The organism is uncultured Arthrobacter sp., from assembly GCF_964021775.1.
Lineage (GTDB): Bacteria > Actinomycetota > Actinomycetes > Actinomycetales > Micrococcaceae > Arthrobacter.
The window spans coordinates 110,451-135,723 of record NZ_CAXHZI010000003.1 but is presented as its reverse complement, the minus strand read 5'-3'; the positions used below and the strand labels follow the sequence as shown (position 1 = coordinate 135,723).

The 25,273-nt window shown below is 69.3% G+C and carries 23 protein-coding genes; 4 read left to right on the top strand and 19 right to left on the bottom strand.

What is annotated here, in order from left to right; translation table 11 throughout:
* Window positions 1–19 precede the first annotated feature (19 nt).
* From ABIN76_RS04230 to ABIN76_RS04215, 4 genes are all read right to left on the bottom strand, one after another.
* Entirely contained in the window at window positions 20–319 is a 300-nt protein-coding gene (locus ABIN76_RS04230; protein WP_346958470.1) for a hypothetical protein, read from the bottom strand.
* A 67-nt stretch (window positions 320–386) separates the two neighbouring features.
* The gene (locus ABIN76_RS04225; protein ID WP_346958469.1) at window positions 387–698 is read right to left on the bottom strand and encodes an AzlD domain-containing protein; all 312 of its coding nucleotides are present in this window, start codon (window positions 696–698) and stop codon (window positions 387–389) included.
* On the bottom strand, window positions 695–1,450 hold the full coding sequence (locus ABIN76_RS04220; RefSeq protein ID WP_346958468.1) for an AzlC family ABC transporter permease: 756 nt from the start codon (window positions 1,448–1,450) through the stop codon (window positions 695–697). Before ABIN76_RS04220 ends, ABIN76_RS04225 begins: the two co-directional genes overlap by 4 nt.
* The gene (locus ABIN76_RS04215) at window positions 1,447–1,902 is read right to left on the bottom strand and encodes a hypothetical protein (protein ID WP_346958467.1); all 456 of its coding nucleotides are present in this window, start codon (window positions 1,900–1,902) and stop codon (window positions 1,447–1,449) included. Before ABIN76_RS04215 ends, ABIN76_RS04220 begins: the two co-directional genes overlap by 4 nt.
* A 123-nt stretch (window positions 1,903–2,025) precedes the next feature.
* Here ABIN76_RS04215 and ABIN76_RS04210 point away from each other — a divergent pair, with 123 nt between their 5' ends.
* Together ABIN76_RS04210 and ABIN76_RS04205 are read left to right on the top strand one after the other, a co-directional pair.
* Window positions 2,026–3,063: an ABC transporter ATP-binding protein gene (locus tag ABIN76_RS04210; protein ID WP_346958466.1), complete on the top strand. Its 1,038-nt coding sequence runs from the start codon at window positions 2,026–2,028 to the stop codon at window positions 3,061–3,063.
* Window positions 3,056–4,648 (top strand): ABC transporter permease, encoded by a 1,593-nt coding sequence (locus tag ABIN76_RS04205; RefSeq protein ID WP_346958465.1) that lies wholly within the window; start codon window positions 3,056–3,058, stop codon window positions 4,646–4,648. The genes ABIN76_RS04210 and ABIN76_RS04205 overlap by 8 nt, the downstream gene beginning before the upstream one ends.
* 55 nt (window positions 4,649–4,703) lie before the next feature.
* On the opposite strand, the gene ABIN76_RS04200 is transcribed toward ABIN76_RS04205, so the two are convergent.
* The 4 genes from ABIN76_RS04200 to ABIN76_RS04185 are packed head-to-tail and all read right to left on the bottom strand — an operon-like array spanning window position 4,704 to window position 7,293.
* Entirely contained in the window at window positions 4,704–5,105 is a 402-nt protein-coding gene (locus ABIN76_RS04200; protein ID WP_346958464.1) for a cupin domain-containing protein, read from the bottom strand.
* Window positions 5,106–5,114: 9 nt separating this feature from the next.
* The gene (locus tag ABIN76_RS04195; RefSeq protein WP_346958463.1) at window positions 5,115–5,447 is read right to left on the bottom strand and encodes a carboxymuconolactone decarboxylase family protein; all 333 of its coding nucleotides are present in this window, start codon (window positions 5,445–5,447) and stop codon (window positions 5,115–5,117) included.
* Between the two features lie 50 nt (window positions 5,448–5,497).
* On the bottom strand, window positions 5,498–6,040 hold the full coding sequence (locus ABIN76_RS04190; RefSeq protein ID WP_346958462.1) for a cyclophilin-like fold protein: 543 nt from the start codon (window positions 6,038–6,040) through the stop codon (window positions 5,498–5,500).
* Window positions 6,041–6,090: 50 nt separating this feature from the next.
* Window positions 6,091–7,293, bottom strand: a complete 1,203-nt coding sequence (locus ABIN76_RS04185; protein WP_346958461.1) for an MFS transporter — start codon at window positions 7,291–7,293, stop codon at window positions 6,091–6,093.
* Window positions 7,294–7,443: 150 nt separating this feature from the next.
* Here ABIN76_RS04185 and ABIN76_RS04180 point away from each other — a divergent pair, with 150 nt between their 5' ends.
* A complete protein-coding gene (locus ABIN76_RS04180) occupies window positions 7,444–8,331 on the top strand; it encodes a helix-turn-helix transcriptional regulator (protein ID WP_346958460.1) in 888 nt (295 codons plus the stop codon).
* A 23-nt stretch (window positions 8,332–8,354) separates the two neighbouring features.
* Here the strand turns inward: ABIN76_RS04180 and ABIN76_RS04175 are convergent, their stop codons facing one another.
* Window positions 8,355–9,242 carry a glycerophosphodiester phosphodiesterase family protein gene (locus ABIN76_RS04175; RefSeq protein WP_346958459.1) on the bottom strand — a complete coding sequence of 296 codons (888 nt, stop codon included), beginning with the start codon at window positions 9,240–9,242 and terminating at the stop codon, window positions 8,355–8,357.
* Window positions 9,243–9,397: 155 nt separating this feature from the next.
* Between ABIN76_RS04175 and ABIN76_RS04170 the strand changes: the two genes are divergently transcribed.
* Complete coding sequence (locus ABIN76_RS04170; protein ID WP_346958649.1) at window positions 9,398–10,603, top strand: DUF445 domain-containing protein; 1,206 nt, start codon at window positions 9,398–9,400, stop codon at window positions 10,601–10,603.
* Between the two features lie 62 nt (window positions 10,604–10,665).
* Here ABIN76_RS04170 and ABIN76_RS04165 read toward each other — a convergent pair whose 3' ends face one another.
* From ABIN76_RS04165 to ABIN76_RS04120, 10 genes are all read right to left on the bottom strand, one after another.
* Complete coding sequence (locus ABIN76_RS04165) at window positions 10,666–11,889, bottom strand: MFS transporter (protein WP_346958458.1); 1,224 nt, start codon at window positions 11,887–11,889, stop codon at window positions 10,666–10,668.
* Window positions 11,890–11,952: 63 nt separating this feature from the next.
* A complete protein-coding gene (gene narI / locus ABIN76_RS04160) occupies window positions 11,953–12,786 on the bottom strand; it encodes a respiratory nitrate reductase subunit gamma (RefSeq protein WP_346958457.1) in 834 nt (277 codons plus the stop codon).
* A 2-nt stretch (window positions 12,787–12,788) separates the two neighbouring features.
* Window positions 12,789–13,409: a nitrate reductase molybdenum cofactor assembly chaperone gene (gene narJ / locus ABIN76_RS04155; protein ID WP_346958456.1), complete on the bottom strand. Its 621-nt coding sequence runs from the start codon at window positions 13,407–13,409 to the stop codon at window positions 12,789–12,791.
* Window positions 13,406–15,112 carry a nitrate reductase subunit beta gene (gene narH, locus ABIN76_RS04150; RefSeq protein ID WP_346958455.1) on the bottom strand — a complete coding sequence of 569 codons (1,707 nt, stop codon included), beginning with the start codon at window positions 15,110–15,112 and terminating at the stop codon, window positions 13,406–13,408. Before narH ends, narJ begins: the two co-directional genes overlap by 4 nt.
* Window positions 15,112–18,822, bottom strand: coding sequence for a nitrate reductase subunit alpha (locus ABIN76_RS04145; protein WP_346958454.1), 3,711 nt, complete (start codon window positions 18,820–18,822; stop codon window positions 15,112–15,114). Before ABIN76_RS04145 ends, narH begins: the two co-directional genes overlap by 1 nt.
* A gap of 100 nt (window positions 18,823–18,922) precedes the next feature.
* Window positions 18,923–19,672, bottom strand: coding sequence for a 5-oxoprolinase subunit PxpA (locus ABIN76_RS04140; protein WP_346958453.1), 750 nt, complete (start codon window positions 19,670–19,672; stop codon window positions 18,923–18,925).
* Window positions 19,656–20,471, bottom strand: a complete 816-nt coding sequence (locus ABIN76_RS04135) for a hypothetical protein (protein WP_346958648.1) — start codon at window positions 20,469–20,471, stop codon at window positions 19,656–19,658. Before ABIN76_RS04135 ends, ABIN76_RS04140 begins: the two co-directional genes overlap by 17 nt.
* A gap of 88 nt (window positions 20,472–20,559) precedes the next feature.
* Window positions 20,560–21,150 carry a hypothetical protein gene (locus ABIN76_RS04130; RefSeq protein WP_346958452.1) on the bottom strand — a complete coding sequence of 197 codons (591 nt, stop codon included), beginning with the start codon at window positions 21,148–21,150 and terminating at the stop codon, window positions 20,560–20,562.
* A gap of 152 nt (window positions 21,151–21,302) precedes the next feature.
* Window positions 21,303–22,676 carry an NAD-dependent succinate-semialdehyde dehydrogenase gene (locus ABIN76_RS04125; protein WP_346958451.1) on the bottom strand — a complete coding sequence of 458 codons (1,374 nt, stop codon included), beginning with the start codon at window positions 22,674–22,676 and terminating at the stop codon, window positions 21,303–21,305.
* Between the two features lie 245 nt (window positions 22,677–22,921).
* Complete coding sequence (locus tag ABIN76_RS04120; protein ID WP_346958450.1) at window positions 22,922–25,252, bottom strand: glycosyl hydrolase family 65 protein; 2,331 nt, start codon at window positions 25,250–25,252, stop codon at window positions 22,922–22,924.
* Window positions 25,253–25,273: the final 21 nt, after the last annotated feature.

The following is a 25,273-nucleotide window of genomic DNA, read 5'->3' as shown; positions in this document are numbered from 1 at the left end:
CCGCCTGATCCGGGGCGGTTCAGCCGTCCGCGGGCTTGTCCTTGGCTTCGTGGAGGTCGGGCTTTTCCTTGGCTTCGTGCAGGTGGTGTGCCTCCTGGAGATGCTGCTGCAGCTTCTCCTCGGCCTCCCGGCGGCGGCGCGCCATCTCCCGCAGTTCCCGGGTCGACTCGGCCCCGGGGGACACAAAATGTTCGTGCGTCTTGGAATGGTGCGCCTTGCCGGCCGCTTCCGGGTTCACCGCTTCCGGATCATCCGGCTTCACCGCTTCCGGATCGTCCGGACCGGAGTTAGCGGCATTCGGCGCGTCATTCTCGCTCATGATCGAATGCTTGCACCGCCCGCCGGGCGGAACTAGGGGCTAAAGACCGTTCAGCGTCCGGCGGCCCTCAGTTCCAACCAAGCAAGCGCAGCCCTGCCGCGGCGCCGGCGCCGGCCAGGACCACCACCAGGAACGGCGCGCGGAACCAGAGTGCCACCGCGGCCGCGGCGAGGGCGCCGAGCCGGGCGTCCAGTGCCAGGGACTGCCCGGACGCCACCGTGTTCACGACGGTCAGGGAGGCCAGCAGGCCGATCGTCATGGTGCCGGCGATCCGGGACATCCGCGGATTGCGCAGCAGGCTGGCGGGCACCAGATAACCCACCAGCTTCCAGGCGTAGGCCAGCACACAGGAGAGCAGGAGCCAGAGCCAGAGCGTCATGAGGCCTCCCCCGGGCCGCGGCCCGGACGGCGGGCAACCTCATGCTCCTCGGCGTACGGGTCGACGTCGGGTTCCAGTCCCTCGTCGCTGCGACCGTGGCTGAACCAGCCGACCACCGCCGCCACGAGCGCGGCGACCAGGATCGGAACCCCGGCCGGCACGAACGGCACGGCCAGAACGGTGGCTAAGGCGCAGACGACGGCGATCGCGACCGGTTCGCGGCCCTTGAGACGCGGCCAGAGCAGACCCAGAAAAGCCGCCACCGCGGCGCCGTCGAGCCCCCACTGCTTCGGGTCTCCAAGGGCACTGCCGGCCAGCGCCCCCACCGCAGTGAACAGGTTCCACAGCACAAAGATGCCGATCCCCGCGGTCCAGAAGCCCCGGCGCTGCTCCGCCGGGTCGGTCTGACCGGTGCTCGTGGCGGTCGATTCGTCGATGGTCACGTGGGCGGCGGCGAACCGGCGCCAGCCCCGCGGCTGGAGCAGGGCGTTGAGCTGCATCCCGTAGATGCCGTTGCGCATGCCCAGCAGGGTGGCCGCGCTCATCGCCGCGATGCCGGAGCCGCCGCCGGCCACGACGCCGATGAAGGCGAACTGCGAGCCGCCGCTGAACAGCAGCAGGCTCAGCGCCATGGTCTGCCAGAAATCCAGCCCGGACGTGACGGACAGGGCCCCGAATGAGATGCCGTACAGTCCGGTGGCGATGCTGATGGACAGCCCGACGCGGACGGCCGGGGATTGTGTGAACTTCAACGGCGCGGCCGCTGCGGGACCGGCCTGCCCAGGCTCCACGCCCAGGCGATGAGCGGCGCCTGCAGCGGCAAGCGCAGGCTGTGGATGCGGCGTTGGGCTGGCGTTCCGTCGGGGCCGAACGCTGTGCGGAGCGCATCCAGGTGTCCGGCGAGGAAGGCGGTGAACATGCCGGTGACGCACGCGGCGGCCACACGGCGGGTGGGCGGGAGCAGCAGCCCGACGGCGGCGCCGGCCTCCAGCAGCCCGCTCGCCGCCACCCATTCCTCGCGGGACAGCACGGCGAGCGGCCCGTTGCGCCGGATGCCGGAGTCATCACGGCAGAGGAAATCCGGGACCACCGGGGCGAAGAACCCGGGATCGCGGAAGTGTTTTGCCGCGCTGGCCAGCAGCAGTCCGCTCAGGGCGGCCGCGGAGAGTGTCTGGGTTGCCCGGGGGGACCAGCAAAAAGGCATGGAACCATGCAACCACAGCCGCGCGGTGCCCGGTAACCGGGGGCCGTAACCTGCGCCGCGGGCTGCGAACACGGGACTTTCCGCAGGGGTCCGGCGGCGGCGGCCCGGAGTACCTTGTTGACTATGAGCAGTGTCGTGGAGATGGCCGGCGTCGTGAAGCGGTTCGGGGCCGTGACCGCCCTCGACGGCCTGGACTTTGAGGTGGCCGCCGGGGAGGTACACGGTTTCCTGGGGCCCAACGGGTCCGGCAAGTCCACCACGCTGCGGCTGCTGCTGGGCCTGCTGCGGTCCAACGCCGGAAGCATCCGGGTGCTGGGACTGGACCCTTGGCGCGACGTCGCGACGCTGCACCGCCGGCTGGCGTACGTGCCCGGCGACGTGGCGCTGTGGCCGAACCTGACCGGCGGCGAGGTGATCGAGCTCCTCGGCAAGCTGCAGGGCGGCCAGGACCGGGCGCGGCGGGACCGGCTGCTGGAGCTGTTCGAGCTGGACCCGACCAAAAAGGCCCGCACCTACTCCAAGGGCAACCGGCAGAAGGTGGCCCTCGTCGCCGCCCTGGCCACCGACGCCGAACTCTTCTTGTTGGACGAACCCACCAGCGGCCTGGATCCGCTGATGGAGGACGCCTTCCGCGGCTGCGTCCGCGAGCTCCGGGCGCAGGGCCGCACCGTGTTGCTCAGCAGCCACATCCTCAGCGAGGCCGAGGCGCTCTCCGACCGGGTCAGTATCATCAGGGCCGGCCGGGTGGTGGAGACCGGCCCGCTGGAGCACCTGCGGCACCTGACCCGCACGTCCGTCACCGCCGACGTCGCCGCCGTGCCGCCGGGGCTGGAACTCCTGGCCGGCGTGCACGATGTGGTGGTGGCCAACCACCGGATCAGTGCCCAGGTGGATCCCGCCGGCCTCGGCCCGTTCCTGCAGGCCCTGACCGCCGCCGGTCTGCGTGCACTCACCAGTCAGCCGCCGACGCTGGAGGACCTGTTCCTGCGGCACTACGGCGCCGGAAACGGCGTCTCCCGGAGCGGGACGGGCACGACAGCCTCCACAGGCGCAGGTTCCCAAGCCGTGGGCTCCGCCGCTGCGGGCACCGGCGGACGGAGCTCCGCCGGGCCGCGTTCCACCGGGACACGCTCCACCGGTCCGGGGGCCGGCAATGCCTGAGACACTGGCCGGCACCGGGACCCTGGTCCGGCTGGGGCTGCGGCGGGACCGCTGGCTGCTGCCCGCCTGGGTGCTCGGCTTCGCCGTCGTGGCGTATTCGACGGCGGCGGCCGGCGCGGATCTCTACCCCGATGTCCGCAGCAGGATCGAGGCCGCCAACGCCTTGAATGCCACCGCCTCGATGGTGGCGATGTTCGGCCGCATCTATGATCCCGCTTCGCTGGGGGCACTCTCGCTGATCAAATACACCGCGTTTATGACCGCCATCCTCGCGGTCCTGATAGCCATCCTGATCATCCGGCACACCCGGGCCGACGAGGAGAGCGGACGGCTGGAACTGCTTGGCGGCGGCCGGCTGGGACGCGACGCGGCCCTGGCAGCCGCCCTGGTCATCGGCCTAGGCGCCAGCCTGGGCGTGGGACTGCTGTCCGCCGCCGGCCTGGCCGCCGGGGGCCTGCCGCCCTCCGGGTCGCTGGCCTTCGGCCTCGGCTGGGCCGCCACCGGGATGGCCTTCAGCGCCGTGGCCGGCGTCGCGGCACAGCTGACCGCGAGCGCCCGCGCCGCCACCGGACTCAGCGTCGGCGTCATCGCGGTCACGTACGGACTGCGCGCCGTCGGGGACCTCGCCGAACCGGGGCCGTCGTTCCTTTCCTGGCTCTCGCCGATCGGCTGGAACCAGCAGATCCGGGCGTTCGCCGGGGACCGGTGGTGGGTGCTGGCGCTGCCGGTAGCGCTTTGCGTCCTCCTCGTCCCGGCGGCCTTTGCCCTCCGGGCCCGGCGGGACCTTGGCGCGGGGCTGCGCGACGAGCGTCCCGGACCCGCCGTCGGTTCGCTCGCCGGGGTCTGGGCCCTGGCCGTGCGCCTGCAGCACCGGGTGTGGCTGGCCTGGGCGGTGGCCTTCGTCGTTTTCGGCGTGGTGATCGGGTCCCTGGTCAGCAACGTGGCACAGATGCTCAGTTCCTCCAACGCTCAGGACCTGATCAGGCTGATCGGCGGCACGGACGCCCTCAGGGACGCTTTCCTGGCCGCCGAGATCAGCATCATGGGCCTGCTGGCCGCAGCCTACGGTGTGGCGGCGGCGAACCATCTGCGCAGTGAGGAATCCGCGGGCCACACCGAGGCCCTGCTGGGGACGGCCACCACGCGCATCCGCTGGGCGGGCAGCCACTACGTTTTCGCGCTGGCCGGGGTCGCGGTTCTGATGGTGCTGGCCGGGGTGTCGATCGGCGCCGGCGCCGCAGCCGCCGTCCAGGACGCCGGGCTGGTGGGCCGCGCCACGATCGCCTCGCTCGCCCAGATTCCCGCCGCCTGGGTGCTGACGAGCGTGGCGCTGGCGGTGTTCGGCTGGGCGCCCCGGCTGGCCGGGGCGGTCTGGGGCGTGCTGCTGGCGTTCGTGGCGCTCGGAGAGTTTGGCGTGCTCTGGAACGCCCCCGGCTGGCTGATGGACCTCTCCCCGTTCCGGCACTCCCCGCTGCTGCCGGTCGGGTCGGACGCGGTGCCGGCGCTGGTAGCCCTGACCGCCGTCGCCGCCGGGCTGGCGGTACTGGGCTTCCTCGGGTGGCGGCGGCGGGACCTGGCCGCGTAGCTGCGCCGCTCCGACGTCGTCCGGGCCGTGGCTGGACCAGGCAGGGACCCGTCGACTACTTGCCGTTGTATTCGTCGTCGGTTATGTGCTCACCCCAGATGGTGGTGGCTGCGGGGTCTTCGCCGTTCTGGAGCATGGCGATGTGTTCCATGAAGCAGCCGGGGGCAGCGGCGTGCCAGTGTTCTTCGCCGGGCGGGGTGTAAAGCGTTTGGCCGGGGTGGACTTCGATGATCTTGCCGTCGCGGCCGCCGAAGCGGGCGACGCCCTGGGTGACCCGGAGGTACTGGCCGTGCTGGTGGGAGTGCCAGGCGGTCCGGGCTCCGGGGGCGAAGCGGACGGTTGCGACGACCATCGTCTGGTCCGGCTCGTGGGGCAGCGCGATCGGATCAAGCCAGACGTCGCCGGCGAACTGCTCGGCCGGGTTCTTCGAGGTGGGCACGGTGGGTTCGATGTTCATGATCTTTCCCTACTTGTTGTCGGTCAGGAGTTGCTGGGCCACGCCCATTGCAGCCATACCCTTGGGCCAGCCGGCGTAGAGCGTGATGTGGGTGATGGCTTCGATGAGCTCTTCCCGCGTCACGCCGTTCTCGAGGGCGCGGCCGAGGTGGAAGCCAAGCTGCTCTGTGTTTCCGCCCGCGGCGAGGACGGCAACGGTGATGAGGCTGCGGTCGCGTGCGGGGAGTTCAGGCCGGTTCCAGACGTCCTCGAAGAGCACGTCGTCGGTGAGTGCGGCGAGTTTCGGGGCGAAGTCGCCGAACATTTTCCGCCCGCCTCCGAGCTGCTTGGGTTGGTCAGTCATGATGTTCCTTTTTTCGGTGGGTGCGTGGAGGCTCAGGCGGCCTGTGCCGGTCAGTCGGCTTTGCGGATGGTGGCTGCGAATCCGTCAGCCTGGTTTTCGATGGCGTTGGTGTCTTGGTAAGTGCCGATGGGCACGATCCCGTTGAAGTAGCCGACGTGCCGGTAGTAAAGGACGAGGCTTCGATCGGGGGCGTAGTACCCAATCGTGAGCGGCGCGGCCTCGCTTCCTGCTGGTGCGCCCGCGAGGTCCAGCGGGACCGGTAGCTGCGCTAGCTTTTCCTGGCCGCCGTGGTGCCGGAACGCCAGGGTCAGGGGAAGCTGGGCCAGGAGGGATGCCGACGTGGCGCTACCGTCGAGTTCTCCTGCAATTCTCCGGCCCTGGAGCTCGATGACGATTGGAGTGGTGGCTGATGTCACGGTCCGGGCGGCAGCCGGATCGCCCGCCGGTGTGCCCGGCGAGGGCGGCCGTGTTTCAGCGCTGCCGCCGGCGTTATAGCTGCAGCCAGCCACGGCGACGGCGATCCCGACCATCGCCGTCGCCACGAGGCCTGACTGCAAGGCTTTTCCCAGCGAAAAACGGTTGCCAGTGTTCATGGGTGGATCCTTTCCGGGCGGGGCGGTGAATTTGGGCACCGCCGGTACGGCTAGAGGCGGGCGGGGAACGCGGTGCGGCGCCCGTAGACGGTCAGCATCAGCGCGGCCAGTCCGGCGGCGATCATCACGACCGCAAGCACCAGGCCGCTGAAACTCGTCAGCAGGGCGGCGCCGAGGATGCCGGCGGTGAAGATGGCCAGGTTGAACGCCACCGGTAGGAATGAGTTGGCAACGTCGGCGTCCGCGCCTCCGGTGGTGGTGAGGGCGGCTTGGAGCTGGGCGGCGGCCCCGCCGAAAGTGATCCCCCACAGGACGGTCGCGGCGATGACAGCCGGGGCCGAGGCGTAGCCGACCAGCAGCACCACCGCGGCCGCGATGAACAGGGCAACGCTTCCGTGCAGGAGCGGGCGGGGGTGGTTGTCCAGGAGGGCGCCGGTGACGATGATTCCGGCGATCGAGGCGACTCCGAAGATGAAGAGTTCGACGTCGACGGTGATGCCGGTGCCGGTGGTCCGCAAGTACGGGGCGAGGTACGTGTAGATGGTGTTGTGGGCCAGCATCCAGGTGAAAATGACGGCCAGGATCACGGCGATGCCGGGGATGCGGAACACCCGGGCCAGGGGAAGCCGGGTGGCGCCAGGTTGCCCATCGGCATCGGGTGCGATAACAGCAATGAATACACCGGCAATGACGGCCACCGCGGTAAGTCCGGCGAACGCCCAGCGCCAGTCGAAGGTCGTTCCGAGCCAGGACCCCAGTGGTGTGCCGAGGGCGAAGCCGACGGGCGCCCCGACGGAGACGATCGCCAGCGACAGGCCTGCACGGGAGGGCGGGCTGATCTTTCGGCCGTACGCGGCCAACATCCCCCAGATGATTCCCGAGAACGCCCCGGCAACGAAACGCGACACCAGTGACAAGCTCACGTCGCCAGAGAGGGCGGTAGTGCTGTTGGCCAGGATCAGGCCTAGGACCGCGCCGAGGAGCAACGGCTTGCGGCGCATACCCCGGGTAAGTGTGATGGCCGGAATCGTGATGATCACCGTGCCGAGGGCGTAGGCGCTGACGAACAGTCCGACGGTGCCTTCGCTGGTCCCCATTCCGGCGGCGATGGACGGCAAGAGGCCGGCCGGCATGGTCTCCATCGCAACGAGGACGAAGCCGATAACGGCCAGCACCGCCAGGGTGGCCAGCGGCAGTCGTTTCGCCGGTTCAATAGCTGCCGGGGCCGGCGCCCGGAGAGTGGTGGTGTCCATGGGTTCTCCTTGCCCGCAGGGGAAGCGGACGGGTTACGTGCTGGGAATCTTCACCCAGTCAACAGGCGATGCATTCCGCGCGGGAGTCACTGTCAAGGGGTGTACCGGGAGGGACCCCCTTCTCTTCCGGTGCCGATTTATCCTTGAAACATGGATAACCGGGCTGAAGTACGTGAGTTCCTGATGTCGCGGCGCGCACGGCTCACCCCGGAAGAAGCCGGCCTCGTCGCCGGCGCGAATCGCCGAGTGGCCGGGCTGCGGCGCAGCGAAGTCGCGCTCCTCGCCGACGTCAGCGTCGAGTACTACGCCAAGCTTGAGCGGGGTTCCATCGCGGGGGCGTCCTCGTCCGTGCTCGATTCCCTGGCCCGTGCCCTCCGCCTTGACGACGCCGAGCGGGCGCACTTGTTCGACCTGGCCCGGGCGGCAGACGGCATTCCCACTTCCGGCAGGCCCCGGAAACGTGCCGCCACCCAGGCGCCGGCGCGACAGAGCCTGCAGTGGGCGCTGGAGGCGATCACCGAGGGCGTCGCCTTCGTCCGCGACCCGTACCAGAACCTGCTCGCGACCAATGCCCTCGGGCGGGCCTTCTACTCGCCGGTGCTCGGGGACGGCGGCCGTGTGCCCAACCTCGCGCGGTTCCAATTCCTCGACCCGGCGTCGCGGGATTTCTACCCGGACTGGGAGCTGTTCAGCGAGATGTGCGTGGGCATCATGCGGGCCGAGGCGGGCCGCGACCCCCACGACCGCACCATGCAGGACTTGGTCGGAGAGCTCTCGACGCGGAGCGAGACCTTCCGCGCCCTCTGGGGTGCCCACAACGTGCGTATGCACGGCTCCGGAACGAAACGTTTCCATCACCCTGTGGTCGGCGAAGTGACCCTGGCGTACGAAGAGCTCGCCATCACCGCGGAGCCTGGGCTGGTCCTGATGATCTACACCGCGGAGCCCGGTTCCCCGTCGGCAGAACGGCTCCGCCTGCTGGCCAGCTGGGGCGCCAGCGGACGCACGGCCGCGGAACCGCACCAGACCACCGGCTGACACCGCCGGCCCGCAGCAATTCCCTACAGCGGGGCGAGCAGCTGGGCGCGGACCTCGGCGGGGCGGTTGGTGGTGATCTCCTGGATGCCGAGTTCCCGGCAGAGGGCGACGTCCTCCGCCGAGTCCACGGTCCAGACCCGGAAGCGGCGCCCCGAGGCCAGCCAGCGCCGGACCGTCCGGGAGTGCCCGCGGACGTAGCTGATGCCGGGGCCGGCCAGGCCCACCTCGCAGTCGTCCAGGATCCGTTCCCCCTCGGTCTGTGCAGCTTTCATGACGTTGGCCAGGGCGCCCCCGGTAATGGCTCCGAGCCCCAGCTCCTCCCGGATTTCCTCCACGTTCACGTCGTCCACGAGCTGGCAGATGGCCGCGGCGGGTACGGACTGGAGCAGGTGCTTCACCGAGTCGGGGCTGAAGCTCATGAAGGAGACCCGGACGTTGTCCAGCATCGAGGTGGCCCGGTCCCAGCCCTCGGCCTCGAGGACTGCCAGGACCCGGTCCTCGAGTTTGAGCTGATAGGGGCTGGGGTGTTTTAGTTCGATCGCCAGCCCTATCTCGCGGCCGGCCAGGCGCAGGATGTCCAGCAGTTCGGGGAGGGTCAGGAACTGCTCGGAGGGGGCGCCGTATTCTTCGGGGATCCGGGCGCCCTTCCAGGAACAGAAGTCCAGCAGCCGCAGCTCCTCCAGGGTGCGGTCCGCAACCGGGCCGGTGCCGTTCGAGGTGCGGTCGAGGTTGGCGTCGTGGAGCAGCACCGCGTGCTGGTCGCGGGTCAGGTGGACATCGCACTCGACGCCGTCGGCGCCGTCGGCGATGGCCTGCAGGTAGGCGGCACGGGTGTGCTCGGCGAAAGCTCCGCTGGCGCCCCGGTGGGCGTAGACCAGGGGGCGGGCGGCGGCGGACTCCTCGATTGTCATGCTGACACGTTAGCGGACGTGGGTTGCGGATGCGCGGCTAGGCTGGGCACATGCAGGTGAACACTGAACGACCCGCCAGTACCGCCGTCCCCCGGGCCAGCACCGAACACCGGCTCTCCGCCGCGTACGCCGAAAAGGCCGCGGCGCTGCGGAAGATGAAGCTCCTGGCCGTGTCGCTGCTGATCGGCATGGCGGTCATCTTTGTGGTCGCCTTCGCCCTCCAGAAGCAGTACCCGGCGCTTCAGTACGTCCGAGCCGCGGCCGAGGGCGGCATGGTGGGCGCCCTCGCGGACTGGTTCGCCGTGACCGCCCTCTTCAAGTACCCGCTGGGCCTGAAGATCCCGCACACCGCGATCATTCCACGGCGCAAGGACCAGATCGGGGCGTCGCTGGGCGAATTCGTGGAGACCAACTTCCTTTCCGAACAGGTGGTGAAGGAGAAGCTGGCCAGCGTGGACATCGCCCGGAAGGTCGGCGGCTGGCTGTCCGGTCCGGGCGGGCCCGAGCGGGTGGCCAAGGAGGGTGCCGCCGTGATCCGCGGCGCCTTCACGGTGCTGAACGACGACGACGTCCAGGCCGTCATCGAGGGCATGGTCCGCAGGCACCTGCTGGCGCCGCCGTGGGGACCCCCGGTGGGCCGGCTCGCTGAGCGCGTGTTCGACGACGGCCACCACCACGCGCTGGTGGACCTGCTGGTGGACCGCGCGGTGGACTGGGTGCGGGACAACCACGAGACGGTCAACCGGCTGGTCACGGACCGCTCCCCCACCTGGGTGCCCACCTTCGTGGACGGGCTCGTGGGCGACAAGGTCTATGTGGAGATCCTGAAGTTCACCCGCGCGGTGCAGGGCGATCCGCAGCACCAGGTCCGGCTCTCGATCGACAAGTACCTCAAGGAGTTGGCCCAGGACCTGCAGCACGATCCGGTCATGATCGCCCGGGCCGAGGGCATCAAAGCCCAGGTGCTGGGCGACCCCGAGGTCCGCGAACTCGCCTCCCGCACCTGGGGCACCGTGAAGGCCGCCCTGCTGGCCGCCGTCGACGATCCGCACAGCGAGCTGACCGTGAAGTTCAAGGCCGCCGTGCACGACTTCGGCACCCGGCTGGTGGTCGACCCGGAGCTGGCCGGCAAGGTGAACACCTGGATCGGCGACGCCGCGGGCTACCTCGTGAACAACTACCGCGCCGACATTGCCGGAGTGATCACCGATACCGTGGCCCGCTGGGACGCCGAGGAAACCTCGCAGAAGATCGAACTCCAGGTCGGCAAGGACCTGCAGTTCATCCGGATCAACGGCACCGTGGTGGGCGCCCTCGCCGGGCTCGCCATCTTCACGGTGGCGCACCTGCTCTTCGGCTGACCCCCCAGCGCGAACGGACACTTCAGGCCCCAACCAACGCGCGAACGGACACTTCAGGCCCGCTAAACGTGCGCGACCCTGGCCGCGGCCCGGCCATGCATGGCGAAGACCGTGAACGCCAGCGCCGCGAGGGCCGTGACCACGAGCAGCATCAGCCCGATCGAGTAGCTGCGGGTCGCGGCGTCGTAGGTGGCGCCCATCACCAGCGGCGGGAAGTAGCCGCCCAGGCCGCCGGCGGCGCTGACCACCCCGGCAATGCTGCCCACCTTCCCGGCCGGGGCGAGCACCCCGACCCAGGCGAAGACGCCGCCGGTGCCCAGTCCCAGGGCCGCCGCCATGGCCACGAACGTCAGGCCGGCGGGCACATCGCCGTCGGGCTGGAGATTCACCACCCAGGCCAGCACGGCGACGCCGGCGAGCGACACCATCACGACGGGTTTGGGTCCGAACCGGTCCGCGAGGACGCCGCCCACCGGCCGGGCCAGCACGGCGGCCAGGGCGAACCCGGCCGTGCGCGCACCGGCGGCGCTGGGGTCGAAGCTGTAAATGTCGCGGAGGTAGGTGGGAAGGTAAGTTGCGAAGGACACGAAGCCGCCGAACACGACGGCGTAGAGGAAACACATCTTCCAGGTGACCGGAGTCTTCGCGGCGTCCAACAGCTTGGGCAGGACCGGGGCGTCGGTGCGGTGCCAGGCCGGGGACTCCTTCATCAGGAACCAGACCAGCGCGGCCATGACGGCCAGGACCCCGGCGATCAGCAGGTGCGTGGGGAAGTACCCGATCCAGGCGACCAGCCGCGGGTTCAGGAAGGCAGCCAGCGCGGTGCCTCCCATCCCGGCGCCGAAGACCCCGGTGGCGAAACCGCGCCGTGACGGTTCGTACCAGGCGCTGACGAAGGGGATGCCGACGGCGAAGACCGTCCCGGCAACGCCGAGCAGCAGCCCGGCGCCCAGCACCAGCGCGAAGGAGCGGATGGTGCCGCCGACGGCCACCAGCAGGATGGGGACAATGGCCGCCAGCAGCACAAAACTGAACAGGGCGCGGCCGCCGTACTTGTCCGTCAGGGCGCCGACGACGATCCTCCCCAGCGAGCCAACGAAGACCGGCATCGCGACGAGGACGCCCGTGGTCGCCGGGTTCAGCTGGAGGTTCTGCGTGTAAAAGGCCCCCAGGGTAGCCACCGAGTTCCACGCCCAGAAACCGGCCACCGAGGCGGCGGTGGCGAGCACCAGGTTGAGGGTCCGGCCGCCCGGGGCGGCCGCGGAGGGGGACACTGTTCCGGCCACTGGGGGTCTCCTTTCGATTCGGACGGGCGGGTTCAGCGCTGCGCGTTCAGCACCGCCAGCTGGTCACCGGTTCCGGGTATCCCGGTCGCGGGTTCCGACGGCGGACCAGCCGCGGCGGGCGGCGGTGGAAGAGGACCGTGCCGCGGCCGCGCCGGCTTTGGCGCCGTCCCGGTCACGGTCCCGGGAGCGGTACACGATGTAGGGCCGGAAGAGGTAGTGGAACGGTGCCGTGAAGGCGTGGACGAGGCGGGTGAACGGCCAGATCACGAACAGCGCCATGCCCACCACGGTGTGCAGGTGGAAGGAGAACGGCGCCGCCGCCATCGCCGCGATGTCCGGCTGGAAGATGAACAGCGAGCGGAACCACGGGGCCACGGTCTCGCGGTAGTTGTGCCCGTGCTCGCCCTCGAAAACACTGGCAAGGGTGGTCCAGAGCCCGAACACGATCGCACCGGTCAGCACCACGTACATGGTCTTGTCGTTCTTGGTGGTGGCCATAAACACCGGCCCGGTGGTGCGGCGGCGGTAGATCAGCAGGATGATGCCGCCCAAGGTGCCAACCCCGGCAATGCCGCCCACCAGCAGGGCGTTGAAGTGGTAGAAGTCCTGGCTCATACCCACGGCCTGGGTCCACGCCATCGGAATGACCAGGCCGAAGAAGTGCCCGGCGATCACGGCGAGCAGGCCGAAGTGGAACAACGGCGAGGCGATCCGCAGGAGCCGGGATTCGTAGAGCTGGGAGGACCGCGTGGTCCAGCCGAACTGGTCATACTTGTACCGCCAGACGAGGCCGCCGACCAGCACCACGGCCATGACGTAGGGCAGCACGCCCCACAGGACGATGTCCAGAGTGGAAAGTTCGACGGCGGATCCGGGCTCAGCTTCGAAGGCCGGCATGGTCAGGCCCCCTTTACGGGAAGCAGGCGGGGATCGTACGGGTCCAGGCCCACCGCCTCGGTGGGCGGACCGTAGCCGGCCATCCGCATCACGGCCTGCTCGTCCGCCGGCGATTTCCCGGGCAGGGTGGCGCAGATAGCCTGCAGGATCCGGGCGTGCGGCAGCTCGTCCCGGAGCAGGCCGAAGCGCAGCATCTCCAGGCTGGCCCGGAACCGGCTCAGCAGCTCGCGGCCGGCCGCGAGATCCACCAGCGCGGCGTATTCCAGCACCATCGGAAGGTAGTCGGGCAGTTCGCCGTGGGTGTCCACCAGAATGTCGCTTTGCCGGTAGGTCTTCTTGAAGTTCCCCAGGACTTCGCCGCGGCGGCGGGTGTCCCCGTCGGTCCAGTAGGACAGGTGCAGGGCGTGGCGCTTGCCGAGGTCGAACTCGCGCACGTAATGCGCCTGGAGCTCCAGCGGCGGCAAGGATTCCAGCCGGTCCAGCACCTCGGCGAAGTCCGCACCGGCGCCGGGGGACTCGGCCAGCGCGTCCCGCATCAACGGGACCCTGCCGAGCAGCTCCTCGTCCGGGTAGGACAGGCACCAGGCGGCGGCGAGGTAGACGACCTGCTCGCGGCGGCTCACTGCCGCTCCCCCGGCTGGCTGCTGGGACCAGGAGCGGCTCCGGCAGCTGGCTGCTTTTCGGGGAACAGCCCCGCCGGCGCCCCCGTCCCGTCCCAGTTCAGCAGGTTCACCCGTCCACGCAGCGTCGCCTCACCGGGCGCGGCGCCGGAGGTCTGCCGGTCCTTCAGCGCGTTGAAGGTTTCCACCGCCACCGGGACGGGTCTGCCGCTGGCCTCGCCGAACGGCGCGGAATCCTGCATGCCCGGCCCGCCCTCGAAATCCAGCGAGCAGCCCATTTCCTCGAGGTCGTGTGCCTGTTCCACGTGGGCCTTGGGGATTACGTAGCGCTCCTCGTACTTCGCGATCGCCATCAGCCGGTACATCTCGTACATGGTCTGGCTGTCCATTCCCACCGCTTCCGGGATCGAGTCGTCCGGATCATTGCCGAGGCTGATGCCTCGCATGAAGGAGCGCATCGCGGCGAGCTTCTTCAGCACCGCGGTGACCCGGTCCGCGTCGCCTGCGGTGAAGAGTTCCGCGAGGTATTCCACCGGGATGCGCAGCGCATCGATGGCGCCGAACAGGTTGCCGGCGTCCTCGCCGTCGTGCCCCTGGTCCCGCAGCAGATCGACGACAGGAGAGAGCGGCGGGACGTACCAGACCATCGGCATGGTCCGGTATTCGGGGTGCAGCGGCAACGCCACCTTGTAGACCTTGGCCAAGGCGTAGACCGGCGAGCGCCGGGCCGCGTCGATCCAGTCCTCCGGGATGCCCTCGGCCCGCGCCTCGGCCTGGACGGCGGGGTCGTTCGGGTCCAGCAGGACGTCCATCTGGGCTTCGTAAAGCTCCTGCGGGTCCGTGACGGCGGCAGCCGCGGTGACGGCGTCGGCGTCGTACAGGAACAGGCCCAGATACCGCAGCCGGCCCACGCAGGTCTCCGAACACACCGTCGGGAGCCCAACCTCCACCCGCGGGTAGCAGAAGGTGCATTTCTCGGCCTTGCCGGTCTTGTGGTTGAAGTAGATCTTCTTGTAGGGGCAGCCGGTGATGCATTGCCGCCAGCCGCGGCACTTGTCCTGGTCCACCAGCACGATCCCGTCCTCCACCCGTTTGTAGATCGCGCCGGAGGGGCAGGAGGCCATGCAGGACGGGTTCAGGCAGTGCTCGCAGATCCTCGGCAGGTAGAACATAAAGGTCTGCTCGTAGGCGAACTTGATCTTGTCCTCGGATTCGCGCCGGACCTTTTCCACGATCGGGTCCAGGTGCCCGTTCTCCATGGAACCGCCCAGGTCATCGTCCCAGTTCGCGGACCAGGTGATCTTGGTGTCCTCCCCCGTGATCAGGGACTTGGGCCGCGCCACCGGGAAATCATCGCCCAGCGGCGCGTCCACCAAGGTTTTGTAGTCGTAGGTCCACGGCTCGTAGTAGTCCTTGAGCTCGGGCTGGACCGGGCTGGCGAAAATCCCCAGCAGCTTCTTGACTCGGCCGCCGCCCTTGAGCACCAGCTTGCCGCGCTTGTTCAGCACCCAGCCGCCGTGCCACCGCTCCTGGTCCTCGTAACGGCGCGGATAGCCCTGCCCGGGACGGGTTTCGACGTTGTTGAACCAGACGTATTCGGTGCCCGCCCGGTTGGTCCAGGCCTGTTTGCAGGTCACGGAACAGGTGTGGCAGCCGATGCATTTGTCCAGGTTCATGACCATGCCCATTTGAGCCATCACACGCATCAGTACTGCACCTCCTGGGAACGACGGCGGACGGTGGCCACCATGTCGCGCTGGTTTCCGGTGGGGCCAAGGTAGTTGAAGGCGTAGGCCAGTTGGGCGTAGCCGCCGATCAGGTGCGAAGGTTTGACCAGCAACCGGGTCACCGAGTTGTGGATGCCGCCGCGCCGCCCGGTGGCCTCGGACTTCGGCACGTCGATGGTGCGTTCCTGGGCGTGGTGGACGTAGACGACGCCGGCCGGCATCCGGTGGCTGACGATCGCGCGGGCCACGAGGACGCCGTTGATGTTCACGCACTCCACCCAGTCGTTGTCCTTGACTTGGATGGCGTCCGCGTCCGCGGGACTCATCCAGACCGTGGGGCCGCCGCGGGAGAGCGAGAGCATCAGCAGGTTGTCCTGGTATTCGGAGTGGATGGACCATTTGGAGTGCGGCGTCAGGTAGCGGACCACCACCTCCATGGCCCCGTCCCGGCCGAGTCTGGGTTCGCCGAAGAGCCGGTGCATGTCCAGCGGCGGCCGGTAGATCGGCAGCGCTTCGCCGATGTCCCGGATCCAGTCGTGGTCCAGGAAGAAGTGCATGCGGCCGGTCAGGGTGTGGAAGGGCTTGAGCCGCTCCACGTTGATGGTGAAGGGTGAGTAGCGCCGGCCGCCGGTCTCGGAGCCGGACCATTCCGGGGAGGTGATCACCGGGACCGGGCCCGCCTGGGTCTGCGCGAAGGTGATGAATTTTTCCTCCGACCCTTCGGACAGGTCCGCGAGTTTCCGGCCGGTGCGCACTTCCAGGTCCTTGAAGCCCTGGACGGAGAGGGCACCGTTGGTGGTGCCGGAGAAGGCAAGGATCGCCTCGGCCATCTTCGCGTCGGTGTCGATTGCGGGGCGGCCGTCAGCGGCGCCGCCGAGCATCACGCCGTTGGATCGGCTCAGCCTTTCCAGCGGGCCGGCGAGTTTGTAGGTGACGTTCTTGACGGTGAAGCCGAGTTTGTCGGCCAGCGGCCCGACGGCGGCCAGCTTGTCCGCGATGGCGGTGTAGTCGCGCTCCACGACGGAGAAGACGGGCATGTTCTGCCCTGGCACGGCGGGGATGGATGCGTCCCGCCAGTCGCGGACGATCCCGCCGGGCTGGGCGATTTGGCCGGGGGTGTCGTGCTGCAGCGGCACGCTGACCAGGTCCCGGCGGACTCCCAGGTGGGTTCCGGCCTGCCGGGAGAACTCCTGGGCCAGCAGGTGGAAGGTGTCGAAGTCCGTCTTGGTTTCCCAGGGCGGGTCGATCGCGGGGGTGAAGGCGTGCACGAAGGGGTGCATGTCGGTGGAGGACAGGTCGTGCTTCTCGTACCAGGTGGCGGCCGGGAACACGACGTCGGACAGCAGCGTGGTGGAGGTCATCCGGAAGTCGGCGGAGACCAGCAGGTCCAGTTTTCCTTCCGGCGCCTGCTCGTGCCACTTCACATCCCTGGGCTTGAGGCCCTCGGCATGGTCCTTGCCTAGGACGTTGTTGTGGGTGCCCAGCAGGTTCCGCAGGAAGTACTCGTTGCCCTTGGCCGAGGAGCCGAACAGGTTGGAGCGCCACAGCACGAGGGTCCGCGGCCAGTTCTCCGGGGCGTCCACGTCCTCGATCGCCGGGTTCAGGGTGCGGTTTTTGAGGGCGTCCGCGATGTAGCCGGGGGTGTCTTGCGCGGTGCCGGCGGCGACGGCGGCTTCCGCCTCGTCCGCGAGGTCCAGCGGGTTCCGGTCGAACTGGGGGTAGAACGGCATCCAGCCGAGTCGCGCGGACTGGGCCATCGCGTCCGCGGTGTGCATGCCGTCCAGCGCGCCGGTGGACAGCGGGGACTTCAGCGCGTCGGCGGAGTAGCCGTCCTGCCGCCACTGGTCCGTGTGCATGTACCAGTACCCGGTGCCGATCATGGTCCGCGGCGGCCGGGACCAGTCCAGCGCGTTCGCCAGCGAGACCCAGCCGGTGGCGGGGCGGGTCTTTTCCTGGCCCACATAGTGCGCCCAGCCGCCGCCGTTGCGGCCCATGCAGCCGGTGAGCATCACCAGGGCCAGCACGGCCCGGTAGGTCGCGTCGCCGTGGAACCACTGGCAGATCCCGGCGCCCATGATGATCATGGACCTGCCTTTGGACTCTTCGGCGTTCCGGGCGAACTCCCGTGCCACCCGGATGCAGGCCTGCGCGGGAACGGAGGTGATTTCCTCCTGCCAGGCCGGGGTGTACGGCGTCGCGGCGTCCTCAAAACCCGCGGCCCACTCCCCCGGCAGCCCGTCGCGGCCCACACCGTACTGGGCCAGCATCAGGTCGAACACGGTGGTGACCAGCTGGCCTTCCAGCTCGAGGACGGGCACGCCGCGGCGGAGCACGCTGCCCTCACCGTTTGCGTCCTCGAAGCAGGGCAGCAGGATCTCGGCGCTGTCAGCGGAGACCTCGCGCAGCGACAGCGCCGGTTCGATCCCCTCCAGGTCCAGGTTCCATTTGCCCTCGCCGCTGCCGGAATAACGGAAGCCCATTGAGCCGTTGGGCACGGCCGGTCGGCCGGTCTTCTTGTCGAACAGCACGGTGCGGAACGCCGCGTCCTCAGCCAACGACTCGGCCGGGAGATCCCTGGCAGTGAGGAACTTCGCCGGGGTGAGGGAGCCGTCGTCGCGCCGTTCCAGCCGGACCAAAAACGGCAGGTCCGTGTACTGGCGGACATAGTCGGCAAAGAACGGCACCTCGCGGTCGATGAAGAACTCCTTGAGCATCACATGGCCCATGGCCATCGCCAGGGCGGCGTCGGTGCCGGCCTGGGCGGGGAGCCATTCGTCGGCGAACTTCGTGTTGTCCGCATAGTCCGGGCTGACCGTGACCACCTTGGTGCCGCGGTACCGCACCTCGGCCATCCAGTGCGCGTCCGGAGTCCGGGTCACGGGGACGTTGGAGCCCCACATCATCAGGTAGCGCGCGTCCCACCAGTCACCGGATTCCGGGACGTCCGTCTGGTCTCCAAAGACCTGCGGGCTGGCCACCGGCAGGTCGGCGTACCAGTCGTAAAAGGACGTCATCACGCCGCCGATAAGCTGGATGAACCGGGTCCCCACCGCGTGCGAGACCATCGACATCGCGGGGATCGGGGAGAATCCGGCGCAGCGGTCCGGACCGTAGGTCTTGATCGTGTTGACGTGCGCGGCTGCGGCGATTTCGATCGCTTCCTGCCAGGAGACGCGGACCAGGCCGCCCTTGCCGCGGGCCTGCTGGTAGCGGCGGCGCCGTTCCGGGTCGCCCGCGACGTCGGCGAACGCCAGTACCGGGTCGCCCAGCCTGGCCTTCGCCTCGCGGTACATCTCCACCAGGACGCCGCGGGCGTAGGGGAACCGGACGCGCGTGGGTGAGTAGGTGTACCAGGAAAAAGCCGCCCCGCGGGGGCAGCCTCTAGGTTCGTATTCCGGGCTGTCGGGGCCCACCGAGGGGTAGTCCGTCTGCTGGGATTCCCAGGTGATGATGCCGTCCTTGACGTACACCTTCCAGGAGCAGGAGCCGGTGCAGTTGACCCCGTGGGTGGAGCGGACCACCTTGTCGTGGCTCCAGCGGTCCCGGTAGAAGATGTCGCCCTTGCGGCCGCCTTCCCTGAACACCGCCCTGCCGTCGTCGGTCTGGTCCCATTTCGTGAAAAATCGGCCCAGCTTCAACATTGCGTCCGAGGCGGGTCCGTCCAACCCCGCGGAGCCTCCGGCAGTCATGCCCCCAAAGCTATGGGCCGCGATTGGGCCCGGCTAGGGCCTTAGGACACGGGGTAGCGCGAGGGGCCGCAAGTGCCCGTTCGCGCTTTGTTGGCCCTGTTTAGGCGAAGGGTTCCAGCTCGACGCCGGCTTTTTCCAGCGCTGCGCGGACGGCGGCGGCCACCGCGACCGAGCCGGGGGTGTCTCCGTGCAGGCACAGGGAATGCGGCGAGAGCGTCACCACGGTGCCGTCGACCGCCACGACCTCGCCCTTGAGCGCCAGGCGGAGCGCCCGTTCGACGATCTCGTCGGGATCCTCGATCACCGATTCCTCCTCCAGGCGCGGCACCAGGGTGCCGTCGGGGAGGTAGGTCCGGTCAGCGAAGGCTTCGTGGAACACAGGGTGGCCGGCTTCGCGGGCAAACCGGAGCAGGGCCGAGCGCTCCAGGCCCAGGATGGGCAGGCCCGGATCGTAGGCCTGGATGGCGGCGACCACGGCGGCGGCCTGCTCTTCGTCGTGCACGGTGCGGTCGTAAAGGCCGCCGTGCACCTTGACGTAGTCCACCGAGGCGCCCACCGCATGGGCGACGCCGTCGAGCGCCCCCAGCTGGTAGAGGACCACCCCGAACAGGTCGTCAAAGGTCATGTCCATGGCGCGGAGGCCGAAGCCGGCCAGGTCCGGGTAGCCCAGGTGGGCGCCCACCCTGACGTCGAGTTCGTAGGCCGCGCGGCAGGTGTCCAGCATGGTGACCGGGTCCCCGGCGTGCATACCGCAGGCCACGCTGGCGCTGGTGATCAGCGGGAACATCGCGGCGTCGTCGCCCATGGTCCAGGAGCCGAAGGACTCCCCCAGGTCAGCGTTCAGATCCACGGGTGCCGCCTTCCAGATCCGGGCCGGCGTCAGCGGCGGGAGCGCCGGGCTTCAGCTCGCCGGGGATGGTCACCGGCATAGGGCCGAAGGCCTCCTTGGCGTTTTCGATGACGGCGCGCCCCATGATCCGGTTGCCGACGCCGCCCACCACGGCGCCGACGCCGAAGGGCAGGGCCCGGCCCAGCAGCGCCGTGCCCTGGCGCTTGAGCAGGTTCCGCAGGAAGGCCCGCTGGATCCGCTCCCGCACCGAGCCAAAACCGATCATCGGCGCCCGGCGGGCGAACAGCGTGCCCCAGGCCTGCGTGGGGCCTTTGCCCTGGCCGGCGGCCTGGCCGCTGAGGGAGCTCAGCAGGGCCGTGCCTTCTTCGCCGAGCATGATGGCCATGACCAGCGTACTGGCCCGCTCCGGATCCACCATCCGCACCCCGTGCAGTTCCGCCAGCGAGGTGGCGAACAGCGCGGTGGCCTCCAGGAAGCCGACGGTTGCGGCGGCGGAGAGGCCCAGCGCGGCGACAGTGCCGACGCCGGGGATAACGGCGGAGCCGCCGACGAGCGCACCGCCGCCGGTGACGGCGGTCAGGTAGCTGCGTTCCAGGATGGCTGCGAGCTGCGCCGCGGTGGCCTGCGGGTGCTTCCGCTGCAGCCGGCGCAGGTTCGCCAGGACCAGTGGCCGCTGGATTTCCACCGCGCGCAGGAGCATGCTGTGGACGCCGGGCTTGGGCTTGCCGTCGGCGTCGAACATTGCGCTGTGGGCGGTCTTCTGGGCAATCTTCATTGCCGGGTTGCTGCGCTTGGCCATCATCGCCTCTCCGTGAACCATAAGGGTGCTGAACTTCGTCCAGCCTTAACACTAGGCCACGTGCCCGCCGGCCGCGCCTGGACGGCCGCTAAAACGCCCACGACTCGGCCAGCGCGATGAAGGCCGAGGAGGACGGGCCCAGCGGGCCCGGGTAGACCGACGGCCCGCCCGGCCACTCCACCCCGAATTCGGCGAGCCGTCCGGAGCTGCAGGGCAGGTACACATTGCTCAGGGCGGCGCTGGTTTCGCCGAGCTGGAAGTCGGGGGCGGCGAACTGCCGCCGGTCCAGGACGCCGGTGATGGCCAGTTCCGCCTTGTGGCCGGTGGCGCGGAAGCCCGACGCCGGGTCCACCTGCACCGTGAACTCGTCGTGGGTGTGGCTGATCCCGGCCAGCGGGAAGCGTGCCGCCTCGGGGAAATAGCGGGTGAGTTCGGTGGCCAGGGTCTCCGCGAGCGCTGCATTGGCGCCGTAGCTGCGCCAGCCCTGCAGGGTGGCCACCAGCAGGGCGCTCCCGGCACCCCAGCGGGACCAGTCGGCCTGCCAGAACGTGGCGAAGCAACTGGCCGGTTCACCGGGAACCTGGGCTCCCCGGGAGTCCACCGGGTGCAGGGCCAGGCCCGCGTTGATCCCCACCAATGCCAGGCTGCGCCGCACCGGCGCGGTGGCCGTTCTCTCCATGGCAGGAGCCTATGGGACGGCAACGGCTGCGGCCGGAAGCTCGCTGCCTCCGGCCGCAGCCGTGTCCCGCATCGCCTGCCGCCAGGCTGGGTCCCGCTTGGCGTTCCCGCCTGGCGGTTACCCGCCTGGGCGGGGGTGGCGCGGGGCGATGCTTACCGCGGGGTGCGGATCAGCTTCTTGTTCACGAACTCGTCCATCCCGAACCGGCCCAGTTCACGCCCGACGCCGGAGCGCTTGACGCCGCCGAACGGCAGGTCCGCCTGCGTTTCGGCCACGGAGTTGATGAAGACCATGCCCGTGTCCAGGCGGTCCGCGACGTCCCGGGCCTTGTCCGCGTCCGCGCTGAAGACCGAGCCGCCGAGGCCGTACGGGGAGCCGTTGGCCAGTTCGATGGCCTCCTCGACGCTGGCCACCTTGTAGATGACCGCGGCCGGGCCGAACAGTTCCTCGGAGAAGGCGCGCATCTCCGGCGTGACATCGGTCAGCACGGTCGGCTCCACGAAGGCCCCGGGGCCGTCCACCTGGTGGCCGCCGGTCCGCAGGGTGGCGCCCTTGTCCACGGCGTCCTGGATCTGTTCGATCAGGCCGTCCGCGGCGCTCTGCGAGGAGAGCGGACCGAACTTGGTGTCTTCCTGTTGCGGATCTCCCGGCTTGATCCGGGCCATCCGGGCGGTGAACTTCTCCACGAAGGGTTCGTAAAGGTCCTCGAGCACAATGAACCGCTTGGACGCGGTGCAGGCCTGCCCGGCGTTGCCCATCCGGCCGCCCACGGCGGCCTTGACGGTGGCGTCCAGGTCATCGGAGTCCAGCACGATGAAGGGGTCGCTGCCGCCGAGCTCCAGCACGTACTTCTTGAGGTTCCGGCCCGCCACTTCGGCCACGGCCGCGCCGGCCCGCTCGCTGCCGGTCAGGGAAACGCCCTGGATCCGGGCGTCGGCGATGACCTCGGCAACCTGGTCATTGTCCAGGAACAGGTTGGTGTAGGCGCCCTCCGGGAGGCCGGCGTCCTTGAAGATGTCCTCGATCGCGAGGGCCGACTGCGGGCAGCTGCCGGCGTGCTTGAGCAGGATCGTGTTGCCCAGCACCAGGTTGGGCGCGGCGAACCGGGCGACCTGGTAGTAGGGGTAGTTCCACGGCATGATGCCCAGCAGGGGCCCGATCGGGGCGGAGCGGACGACGGCGGAGCCGCCGCCCTTGACGTCCAGCGGCTCGTCCTTGAGGAAGTCCGGACCCTCCGTGGCGTAGTAGTCGTAAATGTCGGCGACCAGCTGCACTTCGCCGCGGGACTGGGCGAGGGGCTTGCCCATTTCGGTCGCGATCAAGCGGGCCAGCTCATCCTGGCGTTCCCGGTAGAGCTCGGCAACCCGGGCGATTACCTTGGTACGTTCCTCGACCGGGGCCGTGCGCCATTCCTGGAATGCCTGCTGGGCGGCCGCGAGCGCTGCTTCAACTTCGGCCGACGTCGCGAGCGGAAATTCCTTTTCCGTTTCTCCGGTTGCGGGGTTCACTGTCTTGTAGGCAGTCATAGGTCCACCATCTCCGTTTCTGGCTGGTTTGAGCCGGTTCGGGCGCGGACCGCAGGTGGCGCCCGGTACGGCGCCGACGGCGGTTCCCGCCCAGTGCGTGGGGCCGGCCTGTCCGCTATGGCAGCACTGGGTCCCATAGGCGCCAACCGGCACCTACCCCGGACTATTCCATCCGGGCACCCGACGGCGGCCGCCTCCGGCCAGACGGACAAACCCGCCGCGGCGCCCGCCGGCGGCCCGGCGCCCTAATTGACGGCCCGCACCACCGGGATCGACGCCGTCGCCGGCCCCGGGAACACCGTGGGCTCCGGACTCACCACGGCATGCAGCGGCACGTGCACCGGTTCGCTGCCGACCGTGAACCGTTCGCCCCGCACGTCGACGTCCAGCGGCGCGCCGTCCGGAACGCTCAGCCGCAGCGCCGCATGGTCCAGCTCGACGCGCAGCAGCCCGCCGCGGAGCTTCAGGTGGAAGGACAGGCTGTCCCATTCGGCGGGCAGCCGCGGATCAAAGTAGGGCACGTCGCCCTGGTCCCGCAGTCCGGCGAAGCCGCTGACCAGCGAGCTCCAGACCCCGCCGGTCGAGGCGATGTGCACGCCGTCGATCGTGTTGCCGTGGGTGTCGTCGAGATCGATGTAGAGCGCGTGGATGAAGTGGTCCAGCGCGGCCTTGCCGTACCCCACCTCGGCGGCCATGATGCCCTGCACGCAGGCGGACAGGGTGGAGTCGCCGGTGGTGATGGGGTCATAAAAGTCGAAGGCGCGGCGCTTTTCCTCGGCGGTGAAGTCCTGCCACTGCAGGAACATCGCCAGCACCGTGTCGGCCTGTTTGAGGACCTGGTGCCGGTAGATCACCAGCGGGTGGAAGTTCAGCAGCAGCGGGTACTTGGACCGCGGCGTGGTCCAGTCCCACGGTTCCAGGGTCATGAAGTCGTTGTCCTGCGAGTGGACCTGGAGGTCCTCGTCGAAGGGCAGCTGCATCCGGTTGGCGGCCTGCTCCCAGACTTCCCGCTCGGCGTCGTCGATCGCGGGGTGGTCCAGGGCCGCGGCGGCGCGCAGGTTAAAGCGGGCCATGACGTTGGTGTAGAGGTTGTCGTTGACGACGGCGGTGTACTCGTCCGGGCCGGTGACGCCGTGGATATGGAAGAGCCCGTCCTTGCCGAAGAAACCCAGTGACGCCCACATCCGTGCGGTCTCAATCAGCAGTTCGGAGCCCAGGGTTTCCTTGAACCCGGTGTCCCCGCTGGCCCAGATGTAGCGGTTCGTGGCGAAGGCGATCGCGGCGGCGATGTGGAACTGGGCAGTGCCGGCGGCGTAGTAGGCGCTGGCCTCCAGGCCGTTAATGGTGCGCCACGGGAAGAGGGCACCGTCCACGCTGAGCTCCTTGGCGCGGACCCTGGCTTCGGGCAGCAGGTCATGGCGGAATTCGAGGACCTGGCGGGCGTTGCCCGGGCTGGTGTAGGTCAGGTACGGCAGCAGGTACACCTCCTGGTCCCAGAAGTAGTGCCCGTCGTAGCCCGAGCCGGACACACCCTTGGCCGGGATGCCGGCCACGTCGGCGCAGGCCGTGGCCTGCGCCAGCTGGAAAAGGTTCCAGCGGACGGCCTGCTGCAGCTCGGCCTGCCCGCCCACCACGATGTCGCTGGTGGTCCAGTACTCGCGGTAATGCGCCTCGCTTTGGGCGAAGATCTCGGCCAGCGGCAGCAGTGACCTCTCGGCGGTGTCCGCGAGGTCCTCGTCCGGGGATGGCCCCACCGCGTAGCTGACGCTTTTCTCCAGCACAAACGGTGCGTCCGCGCTGACGGCGAGGACGTAGCGGACGCTGCTGTCGTCCTGGTCCACCTGCGTGTCGAACGGCTGGACCCCGGCCGAGGTCCAGTGGTCCACGGCCATGCCGAGCCGCTGCTTGGACTCGGCGGCCTCCCAGGACAGCCGGAGCGAGCCGTCGCCGCCGTCGAGCCTTACCGGGAGCAGCACCCGCCCGGCGTGCCGGCCAGCGCGGCGCGGGTCATGGGCGGAGTGGTCTTCCACCGGCTGGTCCTGCCGGTTCACGACGGCGGAGGTCACGTCGGCGGAGATGTCCCGGTCGGCCGCGACTTCCAGGGAAATGCCGAGGGCGCCGCGCGCCTGGTACCCCACCGCGCGGCGTTCCGTGGTGGTCACGGTCGCGCCGGAACGGCACTGCCAGACGATCCGGCATTCGTAGACGCCGGTCGCGAAGTCCACGCTGCGCCGGTAGTCGAGCACGGTCGATTCCTCAAGGCTGAGCATCTCGCCGTCGATCACCACAACGAAGTTGTTGGCATCCGGGACGTACAGAATGCGCTGGCCCGTGCGGGCGAAGCCGTAGGCGTTTTCCGCATGCTTGATGTCCCAGATTTCGTGGAAGCCGTTGATGAAGCTGCCCGGAAGCTCTGCGTCGGCGGCGGCCCAGTGCGCACCCCGGATGCCGAGGTGGCCGTTGCCGAGGCTGAAGAGGGTCTCCAGCGTCCCGGCATTGCCCGGCAGGTGGACGGTTTCCACGAGCTGCCAGGGGTCGTTGGGGAACCTGGCGCGGTCCGAGGTGATGAGAGCCATGGTTGGGGTCCTTTGGCGGTG